This is a genomic window from Ignavibacteriota bacterium, assembly GCA_016212665.1.
Classification (GTDB): Bacteria; Bacteroidota; Ignavibacteria; order UBA10030; family SZUA-254; genus FW602-bin19.
In genome coordinates this window covers 21,361-40,447 of sequence record JACREZ010000044.1, presented here as the reverse complement: position 1 = coordinate 40,447, position 19,087 = coordinate 21,361, and the positions used below count along the sequence as shown (strand labels likewise).

The following is a 19,087-nucleotide window of genomic DNA, read 5'->3' as shown; positions in this document are numbered from 1 at the left end:
AACGCATGATTGGTACGCGGAATATGTTACGCACTTGCTTGACCATGCTACGTGGAAACAAAACGCGAACGGTTCATGGCCCCGGAGCGGTAACGCACCGACAAGTTATATGGGAGACCCGCTCAACTCTTCGCTTGCGATTCTTGTGTTGACACAGGGAGTTGTCATTCCTCCGCCAATTGCCGTCATCGCACCGATGGGAACAAAACCGCCCAACAAACAATTTCGTGTTGACGGTTCAGGCTCGTACCATTTGAACCCGGAAAAAAATATCGTCGAGTGGTTATGGGATTTCGACGCATCAGATGGAATTGATTGGGATGAGCCTGACGCTTTTGGTCCTGTACCGACAAATCCGGGCTATGCCGACACAGGAACATACACTGTCACTCTTCGCGTCATGGACAATAGCGACCCGCCGATGTTCGATATTGAATCGAAGAATGTCAAAATTCAAACGTATAATAATAAACCGGTTGCTGTTTCCATCACGGAAGACCGCGCTCCTGCGTACGCAGGAAAAGCCGGCGAGTCAATCCTGCTTGATGCGAGAGATTCGTACGACCCTGACCCCGAAGATTCCGTCATTGCGTACAAATGGGATTTGGATGGCGATGGTGCATTCGATGATGCCTTCACCGATACTGTCACCGCTGTGTTCAATGAAGATTATCACGGGCAGGTCGGCGTGCGTGTGTTTGATACGTATGGCGACTCAAGTGACAATAATTCGTATGTCAATATCGTTACTTCCGGGCGAGATATTTCTGTCATGCACTTAAGCGTTTCGCCCTACACAATCACACAATCAAGTTCGCTCAACATCTTTGCAATTTTCAAGAACGATGATTCTTCCGATAATAATATTTCTGCCGCGCTTGTTCGCTTCTTCGATGGAAATCCACTGACGATTGGAAATCAACTCGGCGGAGATTTCTATGTCAGTCTTCCGGTCGGCGGAATGGATACGATAGGCACTGCCCTGACAATTCCCGAAAACTTCCCGCTCGGTCCGCACCGCATTTATGTATGGCTCGATGCGAATAAAAATGTTTCCGAATGGAATGAAGTCAACAATTTCAAATTCCAGAGAATCTCAGTGAAGGATTCCGTCAGCGCCTACAAATACCGGACGGCAACTGTTCAGCAATGGGCATTATCAAAAGACACGAAAGGAAAATTCAAAGCAGAAAAATGCAAACCGGTTGCAGTCAATTTTGCTTTCATAGTTTCTGTTGATTCAACTTCTGTCGGTGATAAACTGACGGTTGAATTAAGTATGGCGGCAACGGGGCTTATCAAAAAAGCGGTTACGTCCGAAACAGTAGCAACATTTGTCAATGCGAAGAAAATCGTAACAACCTTCACTCCGCCGCTCGATTCGGGAACCGTTCTCGTTGTTGAGGGTCTTGGAGCGAAAGGTTCTAAGATGAAAACAAAGTATTCTTGGGGAAGTATCAAGAAAAAGAAAACAGTTCCTGACTCCGCATACACAAGACAGGCGCTCCTTCTGCCAATGCCGAATCTTCACAATGTCGGAGAAGACCTGACAATCCTTCGGGCATTTCCGTTCACTGTCGGAGCGACGTACGGTGCTCATTCTGTCGCTTTAAAAAAATATGCAAACGCGCAGAACTCGCTGTACAAGAAACGAACGTTCCACAGCGGCGCGGCGCGATGCTTGGATACATTGAAAAACGGAAAACCGTTCTCGAAACAGTTGAAAGAACTTCCACCGCAGGTTCACGACAACAAACTCTTCGCCGAGCAACTTGCGCTGAAGATGAATATTCTTGCAAGCAGTTACCTCAAGTTCCCCTACGGTTTGGCTGACTTGCTGTATGATAACAGCAACGAAGATGCGAGCGACCCGTTCAACGGCGACCGCGTGGAAGACATTGCAAATTATGTTGACCAGTTCCTCAACTGCGGGAATTTCCCGAAGGGAACCGATTCATCGAAATATTTTGATGTCGTTCAGAAAATCAATGCCGCCTTTGCCGACTCGACGGTTGACACAACCTGTTGGAGTTGCACACGATTGATGCTGAAAGGCGTTCGCACGGTAAATGAAATCTCTTTCCTGCGTGAAAGTCCAAGAGCAACACCGCACGCGGAATTTTTACCGATTCCTTCTGTTGAACTTCCGGAAGAATTTTCGTTAGAACAGAACTTCCCTAATCCGTTCAACCCCACGACGAATTTCGGTTTTCGGATTTCGAATTTGGGATTGGTTACGTTGAAGGTGTACAACACACTCGGGCAGGAAATTGCAACGGTGTTGAACCGGGAAGAAATGGAAGAAGGTGAATATGAATTCCCGTTTGAGGCAACTCATCTTCCGAGCGGAGTTTATTTCTATCGCATTACTGTGGAATCGGTTGATGAGGAAGGAGTTGTTGAGATATTCACGGACACGAAGAAGATGCTTTTAGTGAGATAATGTTTCCATTTTCCGTCAGTTAAAACTGACGTCAATTGACCTCATACATCTACGGCGGTTTCAAACAGAAGAAGTTTGAAACCGCCGTTTAATGTTAAATATTCAGGAATGAAATCAATGATTCACCGATTCAGTCATCAATGAATCAATCCTCCAAAACTTCATTACTCCGCTACTCCAGTATTCCCTAACTCAACGGGTTAGTTCCTGAAGAAACTCCATTGGTGTCAGTTCTATTTCGCGAAGGATTTCACGGAGAAGAGGGCGGGCAATATCTCTGCCCGGATGATGTGGTAGTGTTGTTGTTCTTCCGTCAGGATGACGATAGAACGCGTGACTTCCTTTCTGGCGAACACGCTCAAAGCCAAGACGCAAGAGAATTCTCTCGATTGTTTTTGCATCAACAACCGGAATCCGACCCATCAAGCAATCTCAAGTTGCTGTAATCCGACGAACCGCGGAAGAGTTTCCAAACTATTTTCCGACTCTTCAAGACATAATTCAATAACTTCTTTTAAGTTTTGTTGCAACTCATCAAGGGTCACACCCTGTGAATGAGCCCCATGGATTCCGGGAACTGTTCCAACATACAGGTTGGTCTGCGGGTCATATTCGATATACGCGGTAAATGTTTTCATCAGTTATAATCTCCGTGTGGTTTCATTTCCATTTCAATATAGATAATTTGTGGAAAATGATGAAGCAATACCATTCGGCAAGAGGTTCCGTGTACATTCATCGCTCGTTCAAACGACCCCACGTCAGTAACATAATACTCCAATTCTCCAACAATCCATCAATCCAGTAATCCATGCTCCAACGAACTCACGCTTTCATCCTCATCCCTTCTTCCTCGTAACTGAAAATCCAGCCGGCGAGTTTTCCGGGATGAATCTCTTTGAAGTTGTTCCAGAAATCGGGAGTGTACATGTAGCGCGAACTTGTTTCGTTCGCTGGGATGCGTTCACTCACTTCAATGAGTTGCTCAAAACGTTCTTTCCAGAGTTTCATGTTTGCTACGCGTAAATCCACCCAGCCATCATGCGCCCAGTGATTAATACGTTCGGCATTCACCCGTAACTCGTTCTCACCCTGAAACGGTGGAATCTTGATTTCATCTCCGCGTAATAATGTTTTCCCATCAGGAAGGAGAATTGGAATTCCGATAGAAATGATTTGCGCACGAAGTTTTTTGTTGGAAGAAATTTCTTTCGTCAACCTATCCGATATTTGCCTCGGAGTTGCTTTGAGCGCCGAGCGAATATCTTTGAAACAACGCTTCAGCAGGTACGATTCATACAACAATTTGGAAAGCCGAGGCGGACCGAGGACCTCGAATGCGACGCTGTCAACTTCATGCAATTTCTCAAGTTCTGAAATTTTCTCGAACGCGCTGTGGTACATGTACCCGGCGCGATATGTCGGATTCATTATTGTGTTATCGAGCGCGTCAATAACATCATGTCCCGTGTTTCTTCCTTTGATTTCATAAATCACGTTCTCGGCAATTTCTTCCGGCGTTACAAATTCCATTTGTCCCGGAGTTGTAATCGCTTCAAATTCCCCGCGCGAAAAAATTCCGTTTTCGCCGGTATCAATAAACACCGACTTTAATGTTTCATTCATCGGCGTGGCTGTATTTTTCATCCGTAGCCGGAACGTATCTCTCAACTTTACTCCCTGCTTTGGCGGACAATCAACCAACTCGACAGGCTTTCCTCGCCGTTTGATTTCGCCGTATCCGACTTTCTTCCAGGCAATTGCCGCCGCCGGTTTTATTTCTTTCGTGATTGGCGCATCGGGTGTTCGTCCCATAAGAAACAGCAACAACGTATGCGCACCAGCGACTGCCGACTTACTTAACAACACAGAAGATGGTCGTTCTTCGCTGTGCGTATAAGGAATGTTCAATCCCATTCCGCCGGTTCCACTCGTTCCGATTTTCACATATGTTTTTGTGCCGCACTTGTGCATGGACTTGTATAAAATCTGCACATGACGAATCAGCTGGGGAACATACAACGTACACAGTAGCCGCTCAACCGAGTTTTGAATCGTGCTAATGTCTGTACCGCCGTTGTTTTGCTTGAACTCTTTCAATACCCCGCGTGCACTCTGGAAAATATCCTGATATGCAATGGCGGTTGCCGAATTGATACTGTCTATGATGATATCCGGTTTGTATTTTTCAAGCAGTTGAAAAATTGCCGAACGGTGGAGAACATTCTCATCGAGTTCCTCAAGCATGTCGTCAATCAGCATTTTACGTTTTCTGTCATCGCCAAGAATGTCTTCCCGGTTCATATCTTTGAAATCGTGCCGTGTAAAAATATTGCCCCACCACGGGACAAAGAAATTTTTCTTTGCCGAAGGAAACTCCTCGTACAACTGCGCAACACCTTCTTCCGCTTCTTCCTTCTTCAACGAGGTCACGATAATTCGTTTCGGATGTTCGCCCATCAATTTCCGGCAAATCGCCGAACCGACAAGACCCCAGCCGCCTAACACTAACACTGTTCTGTTTTTAATATCCATGAGAATGCTTTCTTAATTTGTATTGTTGAGCGAAGTTCAATTCGCCCATTGTGTGGTCGAGATAAACCCGATAGACAGGATTTGGCAATCAATATGCCAGAGAACTTTGAGTGAATAAAAACTAAACGAACAACAATTTTGGAGATTCTCAACATTGTGAGAATTCATCTCAAAACTGAAATCCGATTTCACAGAAACAAAAAAAGCGCGCTTGCATTGTTCTGCCCGCGCGCTTCAACATCATTTCTTCTCTAACCGGAGAATTGTTATGCAACTATTTCAACTTCATAGAACTGACGCACTGTTCAAAAGCAGGAAAGTAAATATCTTTCTGCGCCGCAAACCAAATCACGGTCGGACGAATTACCTTATCGTTCTTCACAACATAATATTGGCGACGTGTAATGTTTGCCATCGGTGCATCTTCCACCCACAATGCTTCGTTTCCGTCTATCGTGGCTTTGCCTGTACTGCGTGCTTTTACTTTTCCTTTGTTCTGTTCGAACACTTTTTCTGTGGTTAATTTTTGCGCGCCGAAGACATCAATCTGAATACTGCAATCTAAACGGTCTGCACGAAGTTTCATCGAGAAATCATTCTTCCCTTTGTTCACATTTTCAGGAACCATATTTTCAGGATATTGCATCGTGAAGAAATTCGAGTTGTAATTTTCCATGCTCGGCGATGCCATCCATTTGTCTGATTTAATTATCACCACGGGAAGTTCAAACGATTTCAACATCGCATCGAATACGCCGGCGTGCGCGGTAAATTGGTCTCCGTACCCGATGAAATCCAATTTGTACACAGCCGTATCTCCGGCAACATAAATCAGGTAACCGGTAATATTTGATTTTGAAGTAACGGGAACTGAGTAATTGACTTTCGTCGCAGGTTTATTCGCAACCGTCACTTGCTGGTCGGGTTGAATATCAATCTTCGACCATGCCTCCTTAAATACTTCTTTCGCAGTGGCAATCACTTCATCGGAAGTTTTCCCTTCCAACTTCAGTACTTCAACACTGACCTGTCCTCCTTCTTCCCCGCTCGATGGGTCCATAAATTTATTGACCACTTCCTGTGATTTTACAAACACGGCGTTCCCCGTCGTTCCAAGTTGTTTCCATTCCTTCGGGTAATGAATCTTAAATCCGTAGGCGGGGTCTTTGTACTCCGACATTTCACCGACCGGAACCGGTGGCGTTTCTTTCTTGCCGCATCCGGTAAATGCCAAGACGATAAACATTAAAAAGATAATAGATTTTTTCATAAATGATTCCTTTGAATTATATGTAACTTAAGTATGCCTGAATGAATTCCCATGAAGTAACCCCACGATTCATCGTGGGGGAAACTATCAACATTCGAGTTGGCTTTAGCCAAGCAATTTAGGGCTGAAGCCCAACTCTTTTTTGAGTTTCTTCCCCCATCCTAAAGGATGGGGTTATTGGTTCGACATCATGGTTTCCATTGAACAACAAAATGTAATTAAAATTTTGGAACTACTGTATCATACCAGAACTTTTTTTCTCTCACACCGACTTAATCTATATGAAGATGCTTCGTCTCGGTGTATTCACGCAAACCTTCAAGACCCAACTCGCGACCAATGCCGCTTTGCTTGTAGCCGCCGAACGGCGCTTTCTCTGAAAGCAAATGCCACTCATTTATCCATACCGTTCCGGCTCTCAATCGTTTGGCAATGGACATCGCCCGCCCTTTATCTTGCGACCAAACACCTCCACCGAGACCGTACACACTATCGTTCGCAATCGCAATTGCTTCTTCTTCCGTTTTGAATTTCAGAACAGAAAGCACAGGACCGAATATTTCTTCCTGTGCAATCTTCATCGAGTTCCCGACGTTTGTGAAAATTGTCGGCTCAACAAAAAATCCTTTTTCAAGTTCAGATAACTCCGGAATATTTCCGCCAATTGCAACCGATGCACCCTGTTCAATTCCGCTATTGATATAACCGAGAACCCGTTGACGTTGCTTTTCTGAAATAACAGGACCAATATCCGTCGTCATTTCCTTCGGATTACCGAGCCGAAATTTCTTCGTCTTTTCAATCAAACGATGAACAACTTCATCATGAAGTGATTCATGCAATAATAATCTCGAACCGGCTTCACAGCATTGTCCCTGATGATAAAATATCGCATACATCGCTCCATCCACTGCGTGCGGAATATCCGCATCGTGCAAAACAATGTTGGCAGATTTACCGCCACACTCCAGCGTACATTTTTTCAATGATGCTGCCGCGTTGCTCATCACTTTTCTACCAACCGCAGTTGAGCCGGTGAACGAAACTTTATCAACAAGCGAATGCTTTGTTAATGCTTCCCCAACATCTTCGCCAAAACCCGGAATAATATTAACAACGCCCGGCGGTAATCCGACTTCATGAATAACCTTTGCAAGTTCCATGGCTGTGCAGGGCGTCAGTTCCGATGGTTTAAGGACAACCGTATTTCCTGCAGCGAGTGCCGGACCTAATTTCCAGATTGCCATCTTCAGCGGGAAGTTCCATGGAATTATCGCGGCAACAACTCCAATCGGTTCACGCACAAGAATGTTCTGACTAAAGCCCGGTTTTGAAAGTCCCTCAATGGTTTCCGTTTGTTCAAGCGTAGCGAGTTTGGAGAAATAATTCATTGCCCGCGCACTGAGATAAATATCTTCTTTTGCCTTACGAAACGTCGAGCCGGAATCCTCGACTTCGAGTTGTTCTAACTCCTCTTTCTTCTCATTGATTTTTTCGGAGATTGCTTTGATAAACGCGCTTCGTTCTTCCTTCGACATTCTTGTCCAAGGTCCATCATCAAAAGCTTTACGAGCGGCAACGACTGCTTTGTTCGCATCATCAATCCCTGCGCGAGCAACTCGTGCGACAATTTCCTGATTGAACGGATTGATTGATTCAAACGTGCGACAAGAATTCGCCTCGACAAACTCACCATTAATATAGAGCGAATATTCCCGCACGAACTATTGCGCTCCGAGTCTTCCAATCACCGAGAAATACAAAATCACAAGCAGAAGAACAGGCATGATGAATGAAACTATCCTCACCATCGAATCATATTTAGAAAGAGTGGCATCAGCATTTTGCGGCGCTTCACCCGTCAACATTTTTCCGACCAATGCACCACGTTTTCTCGAAATGATTCCCATAAATGTTCCCAAAATTGCCGCAATGACAAACACCGTTATTTTGTTGGAAAGCCAACTGAATTGCATCGTGTATTGAAATGCGTGCATATTGCCGATGCCGGTAACCGCCATGAGAAGTATGGCGACCGGGCTGAGCAAACCGATAGGACGCATTACCCGAAGCAACGTTGCTTTGGTTTGAAGGTCTTTTGCTTTCCGGTACTGACTATCAACGACAAATCCTGCCACCGAAAGAGTTACGAGTAAACCGAGACCGATAAAATGTAGTAGAAGAGTTATTTTTCCTGCTGATTCCATGAGTATTCTTAAAAATGATTGCAAAGATACAAAATGTTTGGATGAGTCTCAAAATTGAAATTCTTTTGTATCCTTCTGATTTTTCTCTTACTTTTAGTCAACCAAAACAAAGAAAAACGACATGACGATAAACACATCAACTCTTCTTCTTTCATTTGAACAACTTCCCGAACTTGAAAAGAAGGAAGTCGTTATCGAAATTCTTCGCCGAACACAAACCGAAGAACTTACCGAGATATCAGACAACCATTATGTTCAGCACGCAGAAAATATTTTTTTAGAACTCGATAAAAGAGAAACAGAAAATGCAATCTCCGAAACGAGGTGAGGTCTGGCTTGTCGATCTGGGGATGGCGACAAAAGTTCGACCTTGTGTCGTCATGAGTATTCCATACGAAGGAGAAGAACGTGCCTTAACATCAATCATCCCGCATACAACAAGTTCCCGGAAATCTCGGTTCGAGGTGCGTCTGAATGTTAGTTTCTTACATCAGGGTGTATTCGATGCTCAAAACATACTCACCATTCCAAGTGTAAAATTGATTAGAAAACTTGGAATACTATCTGTGGATGATATGATTTCTTGAATCTCTTGTTAGACATTGGTTGGGATTGTAATCCTCCTTCTTGTATTTGCCGCCAAACTTTGTTAAGTTTGCAGTGCATTTATTTTCCTCCTCACTTTTTTATTGACTCCGATTTTCATGAAACGCATTTTACTCGTTGCTATCATTCTCCTTTGTTCTTTCGTACTTAGTTCTGCACAACAACGTGCCCCCCTCGGCACGTTACTTTCCCGGCATCTTCCATCAATCAAAGAAAACGATGAACAACTTGTGTTGATTATTTTCAAAGATAAAGGCGCGCAAAACCTTTCTGTAACTTCTCCCCGTTCGCTCCTCTCAGCAAAAGCAATTGCCCGACGAGCAAAGGTTCGTTCATCAAACAACATTATTGATGTACAGGATTTACCGCTCGAGCAATCGTATGTGGAAAACATCAAAGGAGTGGTGGTGCGGGTCCGGCACCAATTGAAATGGTTCAATGCTGTCAGTGCTGTGGCGACGAAACAGCAAATCGAATCGTTACGAGCATTGCCATATGTTCAGGAAGTGGAATTAGTCGGACGATGGAAAACAGATAAGTCGCTCGAAAAAGAAAATGATGAATTCATTCTTCCGCAGGAACAGGAGTTGTTGGTTGATTCATTAAACTACGGAAACTCGTTCACACAAATCAATCAAATCAAAGTTAACGCTGTTCACAATCTCGGAATATATGGACAGGGAATTGTCGTCGGTGTGTTCGATAATGGAGTACGCTTATTGAATCATGAAGCATTTTTAAACATGAATATTATAGCTATGTATGATTTTGTTGACCACAAGAAAAGTGTTGTTCCGATAAATACCAGCACTGGTTTCGGAAGTCATGGTGTGAGTACTCTTTCTATCATCGGAGGATATAAACCCGGACAAGTAATAGGTCCTGCATTCGGAGCGACCTACATTCTTGCCCGAACGGAAAATGATTCGAGCGAAACCCCAATTGAAGAAGACAATTGGGCAAAAGCGATTGAATGGGCGGATAGCATTGGCGTTGATGTTGCCAGTACTTCATTAGGTTATGGCGCTCCGGGTTATCCGTACGACCCGCCATATGTTAGTTGGACATGGCAGGATATGAACGGAAATACGACACTTGTTACCCGCGCGGCTGATAGGGCTGTAGGTTTGGGAATTGTTGTTTTAAATTCAGCAGGAAATTCCGGTTCAGATGTTCACAATACTCTCGGTGCACCAGCCGACGGAGATAGTGTTATCACAGTTGGCGCAGTCACTTCATCAGGCGGACGTGCTTCATACAGTTCAGTTGGACCAACTACAGACATTCCATCGCGAATAAAACCTGATATTATGGCGATGGGATCGGGTGTTTGGTATGCAAACGGTTCAAATCCATTAGGCTATACTAATATTGGAAGCGGTACTTCCTTCTCTTGCCCACTTAGTGCGGGTGTTGCAACTCTTGTACTTTGCGCCAATCCATCCCTCACCCCGATGCAAGTACGTGATGCAATGCGCCAAACAGCAAGCAACGCGGCATCACCCAATAACACCATGGGATGGGGAATTCTGAATGCACGGAATGCCATCAGTTACTTCGGAATTTCTCCCAACGTTCGTGGCGTTGTCTTCAATGACCTCGACGCAGACGGAACCAAAGACACGAATGAAACAGGACTTGCAGGCGCGCTGGTAAGCATCACCGGAACAAAAACAGATTCGACGTATACCGATGCTGATGGAAATTACCTTCTCGATAATTTATCAGTCGGAAATTTTTCCATCACGATTACACCGCCTGTCGGGAAAAAACTTTTATTTCCATCGAACGGCTCGTATGGAATTACAATTGATAGTTCGAAGTTAGTTCAAACCGGAAAAGATTTTGTCATCGTCGAGTATGGTACCGTGCAGGGTTCGACGTTTGATGACATCAACGGGAACGGAACAAAGCAGGCAGGCGAACCGGGATTAGAAAATTGGAAAGCAAAACTCGGTTCACGTTCTGCGCTTACTGACGCGGACGGTAATTTCATCTTTTCAACAGTCGATGCCGGAAGTTACACGCTCAGTGAGAGCCTTCACACCGGCTGGATGAAAACAACTCCGGCGGGAAATTATTCAGTCAATATAAATTGGGGAGATACAAAATCAGGATATTCATTTGGCGTATTCAAGTTAGGTTCGATTCAAGGTCAGGTATTTCAGGATTACAATTCTGACGGAATTCAGGACAGCAACGAAACAGGAATTGGAAACTGGAGAATACAATTGAATGGACCTGTTACGGGTTCCGTGCTCACGGATTCAAACGGAAATTTCTCTTTCACAAATCTGACAGCAGGAACATACACGCTCAGCGAGAGTCTTATGTATCACTGGGTACAAACGTATCCTTTCAGCAACGGAGCGCATTCGATTATCATTCGAAGCGGATCAGATACAACGAATTTGGATTTTGGAACGTACTACGCTCCCAACATGGTATGCTCAGTCAGTTCAGGTTGGAATTTACTTTCGCTTCCGCAACAATTAGAGAATTATGACATCAACACAATCTATCCTGACGCAGGTTCCAAAGCATACTTATTCAAAAATAAAACCTATACAACACTCGATACAATCCCAGACGGAGTAGGGTTTTGGTTGAAGTTCCCGTACGCGGCAAACATTTCTATCGTCGGTGATTTGAAAACATCGGACACAATTGCTGTTCAGAAGGGTTGGAATATCATCGGTACAATTTCAGAACCTGTTGCTATCACCGATGTCGTTACGCAACCGGATAGTCTCATCAACTCACAATTCTTTTACTACAACGGAACATACCAGCAATCGGATTCGTTGTTTCCGCATTTCGGGTATTGGGTGAAAACGAAAAATGCCGGGCAGGTGATTCTTCAATCACCGACTGACAAGTTACTCTTCCACAGGAGAAAATAATTTAAATAAATAGTTCCTTCAAAAACGAAAGGGCTGAATTCACTTCAGCCCTTTTCATTTTTTTACTTCATCTCTTGCAGTGATTCCCGAATCATCTTCACGCCTGTATCAACTTCTTCCTGTTTGATGTTGAGCGGCGGGCGGAATCGAATCGAGCAGTTGCCGCTTCCGAGAATGACCAAGCCTTTCTCATATGCTTTCTTCCTGAACTCATTCCGTTTTGTTCCATCAGGTAAATCAAATGCACAGAACAAACCGACCCCGCGTGCGTTACTGACGAGCGACGGAAACTCCTGTTGCAATTGTTGCAAGTTCTTTTGGAGATACTCTCCCATTATCCGAGCATGTTCGACCAGATTTTCTTCTTTGATAATTTCCAGATACCGTTGAGAACGAACCATGTCAATCAAACTTCCTCCCCACGTTGAATTCAACCGGCTTGCAACTTTGAAGACATTGTCCGGCACTTCATCAATCCGTTTGCTCGACATGAAACCGCACACTTGCGTCTTCTTCCCGAAACTCATCATGTCGGGATTAACATAGTGCTGGTGCGCCCACATCTTTCCGGTCAAACCGATTCCCGTCTGGACTTCATCGAAAATGAGAATGATTTCATTTTCATCGGCAATTCTTCGTAACTCGACGAAGAACTCTTTGCGGAATTGATTATCACCCCCTTCACCTTGAATCGGTTCAAGAATGATTGAGGCAATGTCATCTTTATGTTCAGTAATCGCTTGCTTGATTTGATTGAGCGCAGTCTGCTCAAGTTGAACAACCGCTTTCAGATTTTCTTCATTGAGCGGGAACTTCATGACAGGATTGACGATGCGGGGCCATTGAAATTTCGGATACAGTCGAGTTTTCGTCGGGTCAGTATTCGTCAACGACATTGTGTAACCTGTGCGCCCGTGAAACGCCTGTTGAAAGTGAATCACTTTCGTTCCGCGTTCTTCTTTGTAGCCTTTCGCGAAGTTCTTTTGAATCTTCCAATCGAACGCGGCTTTGAGAGCGTTCTCGACACCAAGCGCACCCCCTTCAACGAAAAACACGTATGGCAAATAATCAGGCATTGCAATCTTGCCGAACGCATCCACAAACTCCGCCATCTCGACGCAATATACATCGGAGTTTGTCAACTTGTTCATTGCAACATTCGTTATCTTCTCTTTGAATTCCGGAGTCATCATCTTCGGATGATTCAAACCAATCGGCATGGATGCTACGAATGTAAAGAAGTCTAATAATTTTCTGTTCCCGAGTGAGTCGTAAATCCACGCGCCTTCGCTTCGCTTGAGGTCAACAATAAATCCCAAATCGTCAACGAGCATGTGTTGACCGATGGTTGAGTGAACGTTATTCGGATTAATATGATGAGACATAAAACACCTTTTCTTTCTAAATAAGTTTTGAAAAATCGTTATTGAATTTAACAAACGCGTTACCGCGATTGTTTTCGGCATCAAACCGAACATAGAATTTCCTCAGTCTTCTAATAGAAGACTTGAAGAATAGTAGTTGAGTGGGGAATGAGTTCTTAGAAGAACTCTTGGTGTTCGTAGAGGGAAACGATGTACGGTCTTCCGGGTAAAGACTCGGTAGTGGCGTTAGTGTGGGATAATATATTCAACCCGGTAAATTTCATGGCTCAAGATACGAAAAATCGGTAAAGGCACAAAGCACTTAATTCACCACGGATTACACAGATTTTAACACTGATATGCACAGATTAAATAGTTCTAACAGTGAAAATCCATGTCATTATCCGTGTAATCCGCGGTTAATTTTTATGCATCAATTTGTGCGCGTTGCAACCCGCCGCTATAATCCACATAGACGGTCTTCCATTCGGAGAAGAACTCGAACACCGTCCAGCCGCCTTCGCGGTGACCGTTGCCCGTTTGTTTCACTCCGCCGAATGGCATGTGCGCCTCCGCGCCGATGGTTGGCGCGTTGATGTAGGTGATTCCGGCTTTGATATCGCGGATTGCTCTGAACGCTCCGTTCACATCGTTCGTGTAAACTGAAGAAGACAATCCGTAAATCGTATTGTTCAAAACATTGATACCTTCATCAAGTGATTTGATTTTGAGAACCGAAAGCACGGGCCCGAAAATTTCTTCCTTCGCAATTCGCATCTCAGGAGTTACATCAGAGAAGATAGTTGGTTGATGGAACCAACCTTTGTCAAGGTCACCACCTTTTCCAATGTCGCCACCGGCGGCAAGTTTCGCCCCTTCCTTCAATCCGATTTCAACATAACTCTTCACGGTGTTTCGTTGTCCTTCGTTCACGCACGGACCGACATCCGTTGTCGGTAGCAATCCGTCACCAAGACGAAGTTTGTTCGTTCGCTCGACAAGCATTGCTAAAAACTTGTCATGAATTTTCTCGTGCAGGATTAAACGACTCGTTGCCGTGCAACGTTGTCCCGTCGTTCCGAACGCGCCCCACAACACGCCATCAAGTGCAAGATGTAAGTCAGCATCATCCATAACAATCTGTGCATTCTTCCCGCCAAGTTCAAGTGAGACACGTTTCAATGTTTGACTTGCAACTTCGGAAATCTTTATACCGATGCCAGTCGAGCCGGTAAAACTCACAAGGTCAACTTCAGGATGGCTGACAATTCCCATCCCGACTTCTCCGCCGCCGCCATGAACGATATTCACAACTCCTTCGGGAATTCCGGCTTCCATTAAAATCTCTACAAGCACTGTTGCTGTTGCAGGCGTATCGGATGCAGGTTTGAACACAACCGTGTTTCCACAAAGCAACGCGGGAAAAATCTTCCATGTCGGAATTGCCATCGGGAAGTTCCACGGCGTTACAATTCCCGCAACACCAATCGGAACACGAAGCGCCATGTTAAATTTATTCGGCAACTCAGACGGAACTGTATGACCGAATAACCGTCGTCCCTCGGATGCGGCATAGTAGGCAGTATCAATTCCTTCCTGCACATCGCCGCGCGTTTCGGTGAGAACTTTTCCCATCTCGCGTGTCATGAGCGTTGCAATTTCATCTTTGCGTGCGACCATAATGTCACCGACTCGTTTGAGAATATCTCCCCGCTTCGGCGCAGGTACAAGCCGCCATTTCTCGAACGCAATGCGCGCCGCCTTCACCGCTTCTTCAACATCTTCCTTTCCCGATTTCGGAAACGTGCCTACTAACTCGCTCCAGTTCGCGGGATTTCTGTTTTCAAATGTTTTTCCTGATTTGGCATCTTGCCATTTTCCGTTAATAAAATTTTGGTAGTTCTTTGTCATAACCATTCCTTATTTTGTTTTTCGATTATATTAATTGCCATACATAGTAAGAGTAAAATCCTTTAAAAGAATTTCAATCCTATTCCCAATTTAAATCCCCAAAAGGTTTCCTTGTTCCCCCAACCCGATTTTGAAAAAAATCTATACGAACCAAGAGTAATCAACATTTTACTGTCAGAATTTCCATAAATATGCGCTTCAGCTTTTAGATATCCCGGGCTTCGTTCCGTCCTAGTTACCTTTTCGTTGATATCGAAACGATAAGTTCCTTGGATATTTGTTTCCCCATAATTTATGGTCACTAAAAAAGAATGATATTCAAAAACCAAAATTAATCCTGCGCCGAGATAGGCACCCCAAGTCTGATTTGCACCTGCAATTGTAGAACCTGCTGTAAAACCAGTTGAAAATACGAGGTACTCAAAATCGGATGGAGAAACATCAATTTGAAAATTGTAGTTAATGGAAAAATCTGCAGAAATATTGAGAGAAGCTGATCGAACCAAAATTAAACTTTTAGAAGAAGATTCGAAAGGACGAATTTTTGCATGTCGAAAATCTATTCTCCACATGTTTGCTTCTTTTATTACACCTACACTATCCGTTACATTTCGTACTTGTTGGACGAGCATCGTATCATGTGTAATCACCTCATCAAGTACCTTGAAGAGTAACAACCGCTCATCACTCAAAGTAAAACCCCATAGTTCAACTTTTGAAATAAGAACATTCATCTCTTGCCCACTCTTTAGCAAAACATGTGTGCTATCGTACTGTGAAAAACAAGGGAAATAATTAAGAAGAACAAAGAGTATGCTTATAATAATTCTTCGTCTATCTTTTGAATACAAAAGTGAATTCCTCATAGTTTGTCGTTGATACCAAGTTGCCTGCGAATCAATGTACAGAGCGAGTCGGCAAGTTCTTGATGACGAGGAACCGGCGCGCTTTTATGCAATGTCGGATTGTAATAAATATCGTGTCTCGAACCATGTCGCTTAAGAATGCATCCATGTTTTTCTAATTCCTTGATGAATTCACGACGTTTCACACTGCCACACCGACCACTGTCGTTCGTACTGTCTGACTCGGAATAAACAATTCAGTCTCTTCAAGCATCATTTTGTACGCGTCTTGAATATTCTCCTTCAATTCCGTCAACGTTTTCCCCTGGCTGAAAACTCCCGGCACTTCTTTTAACCTTCCGACATACCATGTTTTATCTTTCCAATACTCAAGTGTGAAATTGTGAAGACCGTTTCCTGTTTTCATAAACCGACTCTCTCAAAAATATATTCAACACTCTTCATTGATTTTTTCAAATCAAACAACTCATCCAATTCTTGCTCGTTTAGAACCGCTCGAATTGTTTCATCCTCTTTCAACACCTCTTTGAAGTTCCGTTTACTTTGCCAAACTTCCATCGCCGCTTTTTGAACTGCGGCGTACGCATCTTCCCTTTTCATTCCTTTCTTTGCTAACGCGAGCAAAACCGATTGTGAGAAAATCAAACCGTTCGTCAGTTCAAGATTCTTGAGCATATTTTCAGGATAGATGAGAAGATTATCAATAATCTTGATGAACTGAGCAAGCATGTAATCAAGCAAAATGCAACTATCGGGAACGACGATGCGTTCGACGGAGGAATGAGTGATATCCCGTTCGTGCCAGAGAGAAATATTTTCCATCGCCGCGTGTGCGTTGCCGCGAAGTACGCGGGCAAGTCCGGCAACACGCTCGCACGTAATCGGATTACGCTTGTGCGGCATCGCAGATGAACCTTTCTGTCCTTTGGAAAAATATTCTTCCGCTTCCAGCACTTCCGTTTTTTGGAGATGCCTGATTTCCGTCGCAAACTTTTCGAGCGAACTTCCAATTAGTGCAATGGATGTCAGAAACTCTGCGTGATTATCTCTTTGCAGGATCTGTGTTGAAATTGGAGCGGGTTTCAATCCAAGTTTCCCGCAAACATATTCCTCAACAAACGGGTCAAGATGTTCGTACGTTCCAACGGCTCCGGAAATTTGTCCGAACGAAACTGCTTCGATTGCCCGTTCGAGTCGTTTGATATTACGTTGTGTTTCATCAAACCAGAGAGCGAGTTTCAATCCGAATGTCGTCGGCTCGGCATGAATGCCATGAGTTCTTCCAACCATGATTGTGTATTTGAATTCTTTTGAACGGCGAGCAAGAATCTCAGAAAGTTTTTTCAAATCGTTCAACAACAAGTCGCCCGATTGTTTCATCTGAACAGCAAGTGCGGTATCGAGTACGTCGCTCGATGTCATTCCGAGATGAATGAAACGCGACTCCGCTCCGACATATTCTCCAACATTGGTGAGAAATGCAATCACATCATGGTTAACCGTTCGCTCAATCTCATCAATCCGTTCAACATCGAACGATGCTTTCTCCCGAATCATCTTGACGGCGTCTTTCGGAATCACTCCGAGTTCTGCCTGTGCTTCACACGCGAGCAATTCAATTTCTAACCAGATGCGGAATTTATTTTCTTCCGACCAAATCGCCCCCATTTCTTTCCGCGTGTATCGCTCAATCATCTATGAACCGAATCTGATGAAGTTAAATATCTAAATAATAATATATAGAGTAGGTTCATTGCTGGGTTCGTTCCAATTTCAATTGTAAGGTCATCAATTCTTTTTCACGCATGACTTTTATTTTCCAAACATCGCCAACACGCGCCTCGCTGACAATACTGTTTACTGCATCCTCATTTTTTATTGGCTCACCATTGATTTCTACTATGATGTCACCAACTTTGAAACCTGATTTTGCCGCAGGACTGTTACGCTTCACATCGCTGACAATCACACCTTCCGCTTTGTCCAATCCAAAATATCGCGCAACCCGCGCATCAACCGATTGAATATCCAACCCCGTCCAGAAGTTCCGTTCAACTTTTCCGTGCGAACGAAGTTCATCAACAATTTTCTTCACCCGGTTAATCGGAATGGCAAACCCAACGCCGACGCTTCCCTGATTCGGAGTGAATATCACCGAGTTCACGCCAATGGCTTCACCGATAGAATTGATAAGCGGACCACCGCTGTTGCCGGAATTAATCGAAGCATCCGTCTGAATCATGTCGCGGTAATATCGTCCTTCTCCCGCGTTGATGTTCATCCCGGTTGCGCTCACAACTCCGACAGTGACTGTCGGCTTGTCGCTTATCTCGAACAATCCAAAAGGATTTCCAAGGGCAATTACCCACTCACCGATGATGACATCGTTCGAGTTTCCCAATTCAATATAGGACAGATCTCGTCCATTAATTTTCAACAAGCAAACATCCGTCGAAGGGTCGGTGCCGATGATTTCCGCATCGTACTTTTCTTTGTTGGTAAGTGTCACAGTAATTTTACTTGCGTTGCCTGCTACGTGGTCGTTGGTGATGATATATCCGTCGGGAGAAATGATGAAGCCGGAACCGAGTCCTTTAATTTCTTGCTTGTATGTTCTCGGACCAAAGAACTGACGGAAGAACGGGTCTTCTCCGAAAAATTGAGACCACGGATCCCGATAACGGTACTCGCGCACTTCTGTTACGTTGATTCCGACAACTGCCGAACTTGCGTGAGCAACCGAGCGAGTAATCGCGTTGTGCCGTTGATTAGAAATTTCCTGATTGATACTATCTCGATTTTCTCCATGATAGAACGCCTGCATCGCTTCTGCCTGAGCATCATCATTTTGCATCTCACCAGAAAGCGATTCCTCTGCCTGATGAAAACCGAAAGAATACCCCGCCCACACTCCGACCATGAGCGGTAACAACATCACAAGAAAAAGTATGAAGATTTTTTTCATAGCAAACTCACAGAAAT

The 19,087-nt window shown here is 44.2% G+C and carries 17 protein-coding genes; 4 read left to right on the top strand and 13 right to left on the bottom strand.

Going from position 1 to position 19,087, the window contains the following annotated elements:
• The first annotated feature begins 1,783 nt into the window (after positions 1-1,783).
• A complete protein-coding gene (locus HY960_15275) occupies positions 1,784-2,443 on the top strand; it encodes a T9SS type A sorting domain-containing protein (protein ID MBI5217116.1) in 660 nt (219 codons plus the stop codon).
• A gap of 192 nt (positions 2,444-2,635) precedes the next feature.
• On the opposite strand, the gene HY960_15270 is transcribed toward HY960_15275, so the two are convergent.
• From HY960_15270 to HY960_15245, 6 genes are all read right to left on the bottom strand, one after another.
• Entirely contained in the window at positions 2,636-2,866 is a 231-nt protein-coding gene (locus HY960_15270; GenBank protein MBI5217115.1) for a type II toxin-antitoxin system HicA family toxin, read from the bottom strand.
• Positions 2,866-3,081: a type II toxin-antitoxin system HicB family antitoxin gene (locus HY960_15265; GenBank protein ID MBI5217114.1), complete on the bottom strand. Its 216-nt coding sequence runs from the start codon at positions 3,079-3,081 to the stop codon at positions 2,866-2,868. The genes HY960_15270 and HY960_15265 overlap by 1 nt, the downstream gene beginning before the upstream one ends.
• Positions 3,082-3,268: 187 nt before the next feature.
• The gene (locus HY960_15260; GenBank protein MBI5217113.1) at positions 3,269-4,978 is read right to left on the bottom strand and encodes a short-chain dehydrogenase; all 1,710 of its coding nucleotides are present in this window, start codon (positions 4,976-4,978) and stop codon (positions 3,269-3,271) included.
• 274 nt (positions 4,979-5,252) lie between these two features.
• On the bottom strand, positions 5,253-6,248 hold the full coding sequence (locus HY960_15255; GenBank protein ID MBI5217112.1) for a hypothetical protein: 996 nt from the start codon (positions 6,246-6,248) through the stop codon (positions 5,253-5,255).
• Positions 6,249-6,520: 272 nt separating this feature from the next.
• Positions 6,521-7,969, bottom strand: a complete 1,449-nt coding sequence (locus tag HY960_15250; protein ID MBI5217111.1) for an aldehyde dehydrogenase family protein — start codon at positions 7,967-7,969, stop codon at positions 6,521-6,523.
• Positions 7,970-7,972: 3 nt separating this feature from the next.
• Positions 7,973-8,455 carry a hypothetical protein gene (locus HY960_15245; GenBank protein ID MBI5217110.1) on the bottom strand — a complete coding sequence of 161 codons (483 nt, stop codon included), beginning with the start codon at positions 8,453-8,455 and terminating at the stop codon, positions 7,973-7,975.
• 121 nt (positions 8,456-8,576) lie between these two features.
• On the opposite strand from HY960_15245, the gene HY960_15240 reads away from it, so the two are divergent.
• From HY960_15240 to HY960_15230, 3 genes are all read left to right on the top strand, one after another.
• The gene (locus HY960_15240; GenBank protein MBI5217109.1) at positions 8,577-8,783 is read left to right on the top strand and encodes a hypothetical protein; all 207 of its coding nucleotides are present in this window, start codon (positions 8,577-8,579) and stop codon (positions 8,781-8,783) included.
• Positions 8,761-9,042: a type II toxin-antitoxin system PemK/MazF family toxin gene (locus HY960_15235; GenBank protein MBI5217108.1), complete on the top strand. Its 282-nt coding sequence runs from the start codon at positions 8,761-8,763 to the stop codon at positions 9,040-9,042. Before HY960_15240 ends, HY960_15235 begins: the two co-directional genes overlap by 23 nt.
• Positions 9,043-9,159: 117 nt before the next feature.
• Positions 9,160-11,964 carry a S8 family serine peptidase gene (locus tag HY960_15230; protein ID MBI5217107.1) on the top strand — a complete coding sequence of 935 codons (2,805 nt, stop codon included), beginning with the start codon at positions 9,160-9,162 and terminating at the stop codon, positions 11,962-11,964.
• Between the two features lie 62 nt (positions 11,965-12,026).
• Here the strand turns inward: HY960_15230 and HY960_15225 are convergent, their stop codons facing one another.
• From HY960_15225 to HY960_15195, 7 genes are all read right to left on the bottom strand, one after another.
• A complete protein-coding gene (locus HY960_15225) occupies positions 12,027-13,349 on the bottom strand; it encodes an L-lysine 6-transaminase (GenBank protein MBI5217106.1) in 1,323 nt (440 codons plus the stop codon).
• A 405-nt stretch (positions 13,350-13,754) separates the two neighbouring features.
• Positions 13,755-15,239, bottom strand: a complete 1,485-nt coding sequence (locus HY960_15220; GenBank protein ID MBI5217105.1) for an aldehyde dehydrogenase family protein — start codon at positions 15,237-15,239, stop codon at positions 13,755-13,757.
• 62 nt (positions 15,240-15,301) lie between these two features.
• Positions 15,302-15,973, bottom strand: coding sequence for a hypothetical protein (locus HY960_15215; GenBank protein ID MBI5217104.1), 672 nt, complete (start codon positions 15,971-15,973; stop codon positions 15,302-15,304).
• 128 nt (positions 15,974-16,101) lie between these two features.
• Positions 16,102-16,290, bottom strand: coding sequence for a type II toxin-antitoxin system HicA family toxin (locus HY960_15210; GenBank protein ID MBI5217103.1), 189 nt, complete (start codon positions 16,288-16,290; stop codon positions 16,102-16,104).
• Positions 16,287-16,511, bottom strand: a complete 225-nt coding sequence (locus HY960_15205) for a type II toxin-antitoxin system HicB family antitoxin (GenBank protein MBI5217102.1) — start codon at positions 16,509-16,511, stop codon at positions 16,287-16,289. Before HY960_15205 ends, HY960_15210 begins: the two co-directional genes overlap by 4 nt.
• Positions 16,508-17,800, bottom strand: a complete 1,293-nt coding sequence (locus HY960_15200; GenBank protein MBI5217101.1) for an adenylosuccinate lyase — start codon at positions 17,798-17,800, stop codon at positions 16,508-16,510. Before HY960_15200 ends, HY960_15205 begins: the two co-directional genes overlap by 4 nt.
• Positions 17,801-17,855: 55 nt before the next feature.
• Positions 17,856-19,070: a trypsin-like peptidase domain-containing protein gene (locus HY960_15195; protein ID MBI5217100.1), complete on the bottom strand. Its 1,215-nt coding sequence runs from the start codon at positions 19,068-19,070 to the stop codon at positions 17,856-17,858.
• Positions 19,071-19,087 lie beyond the last annotated feature (17 nt).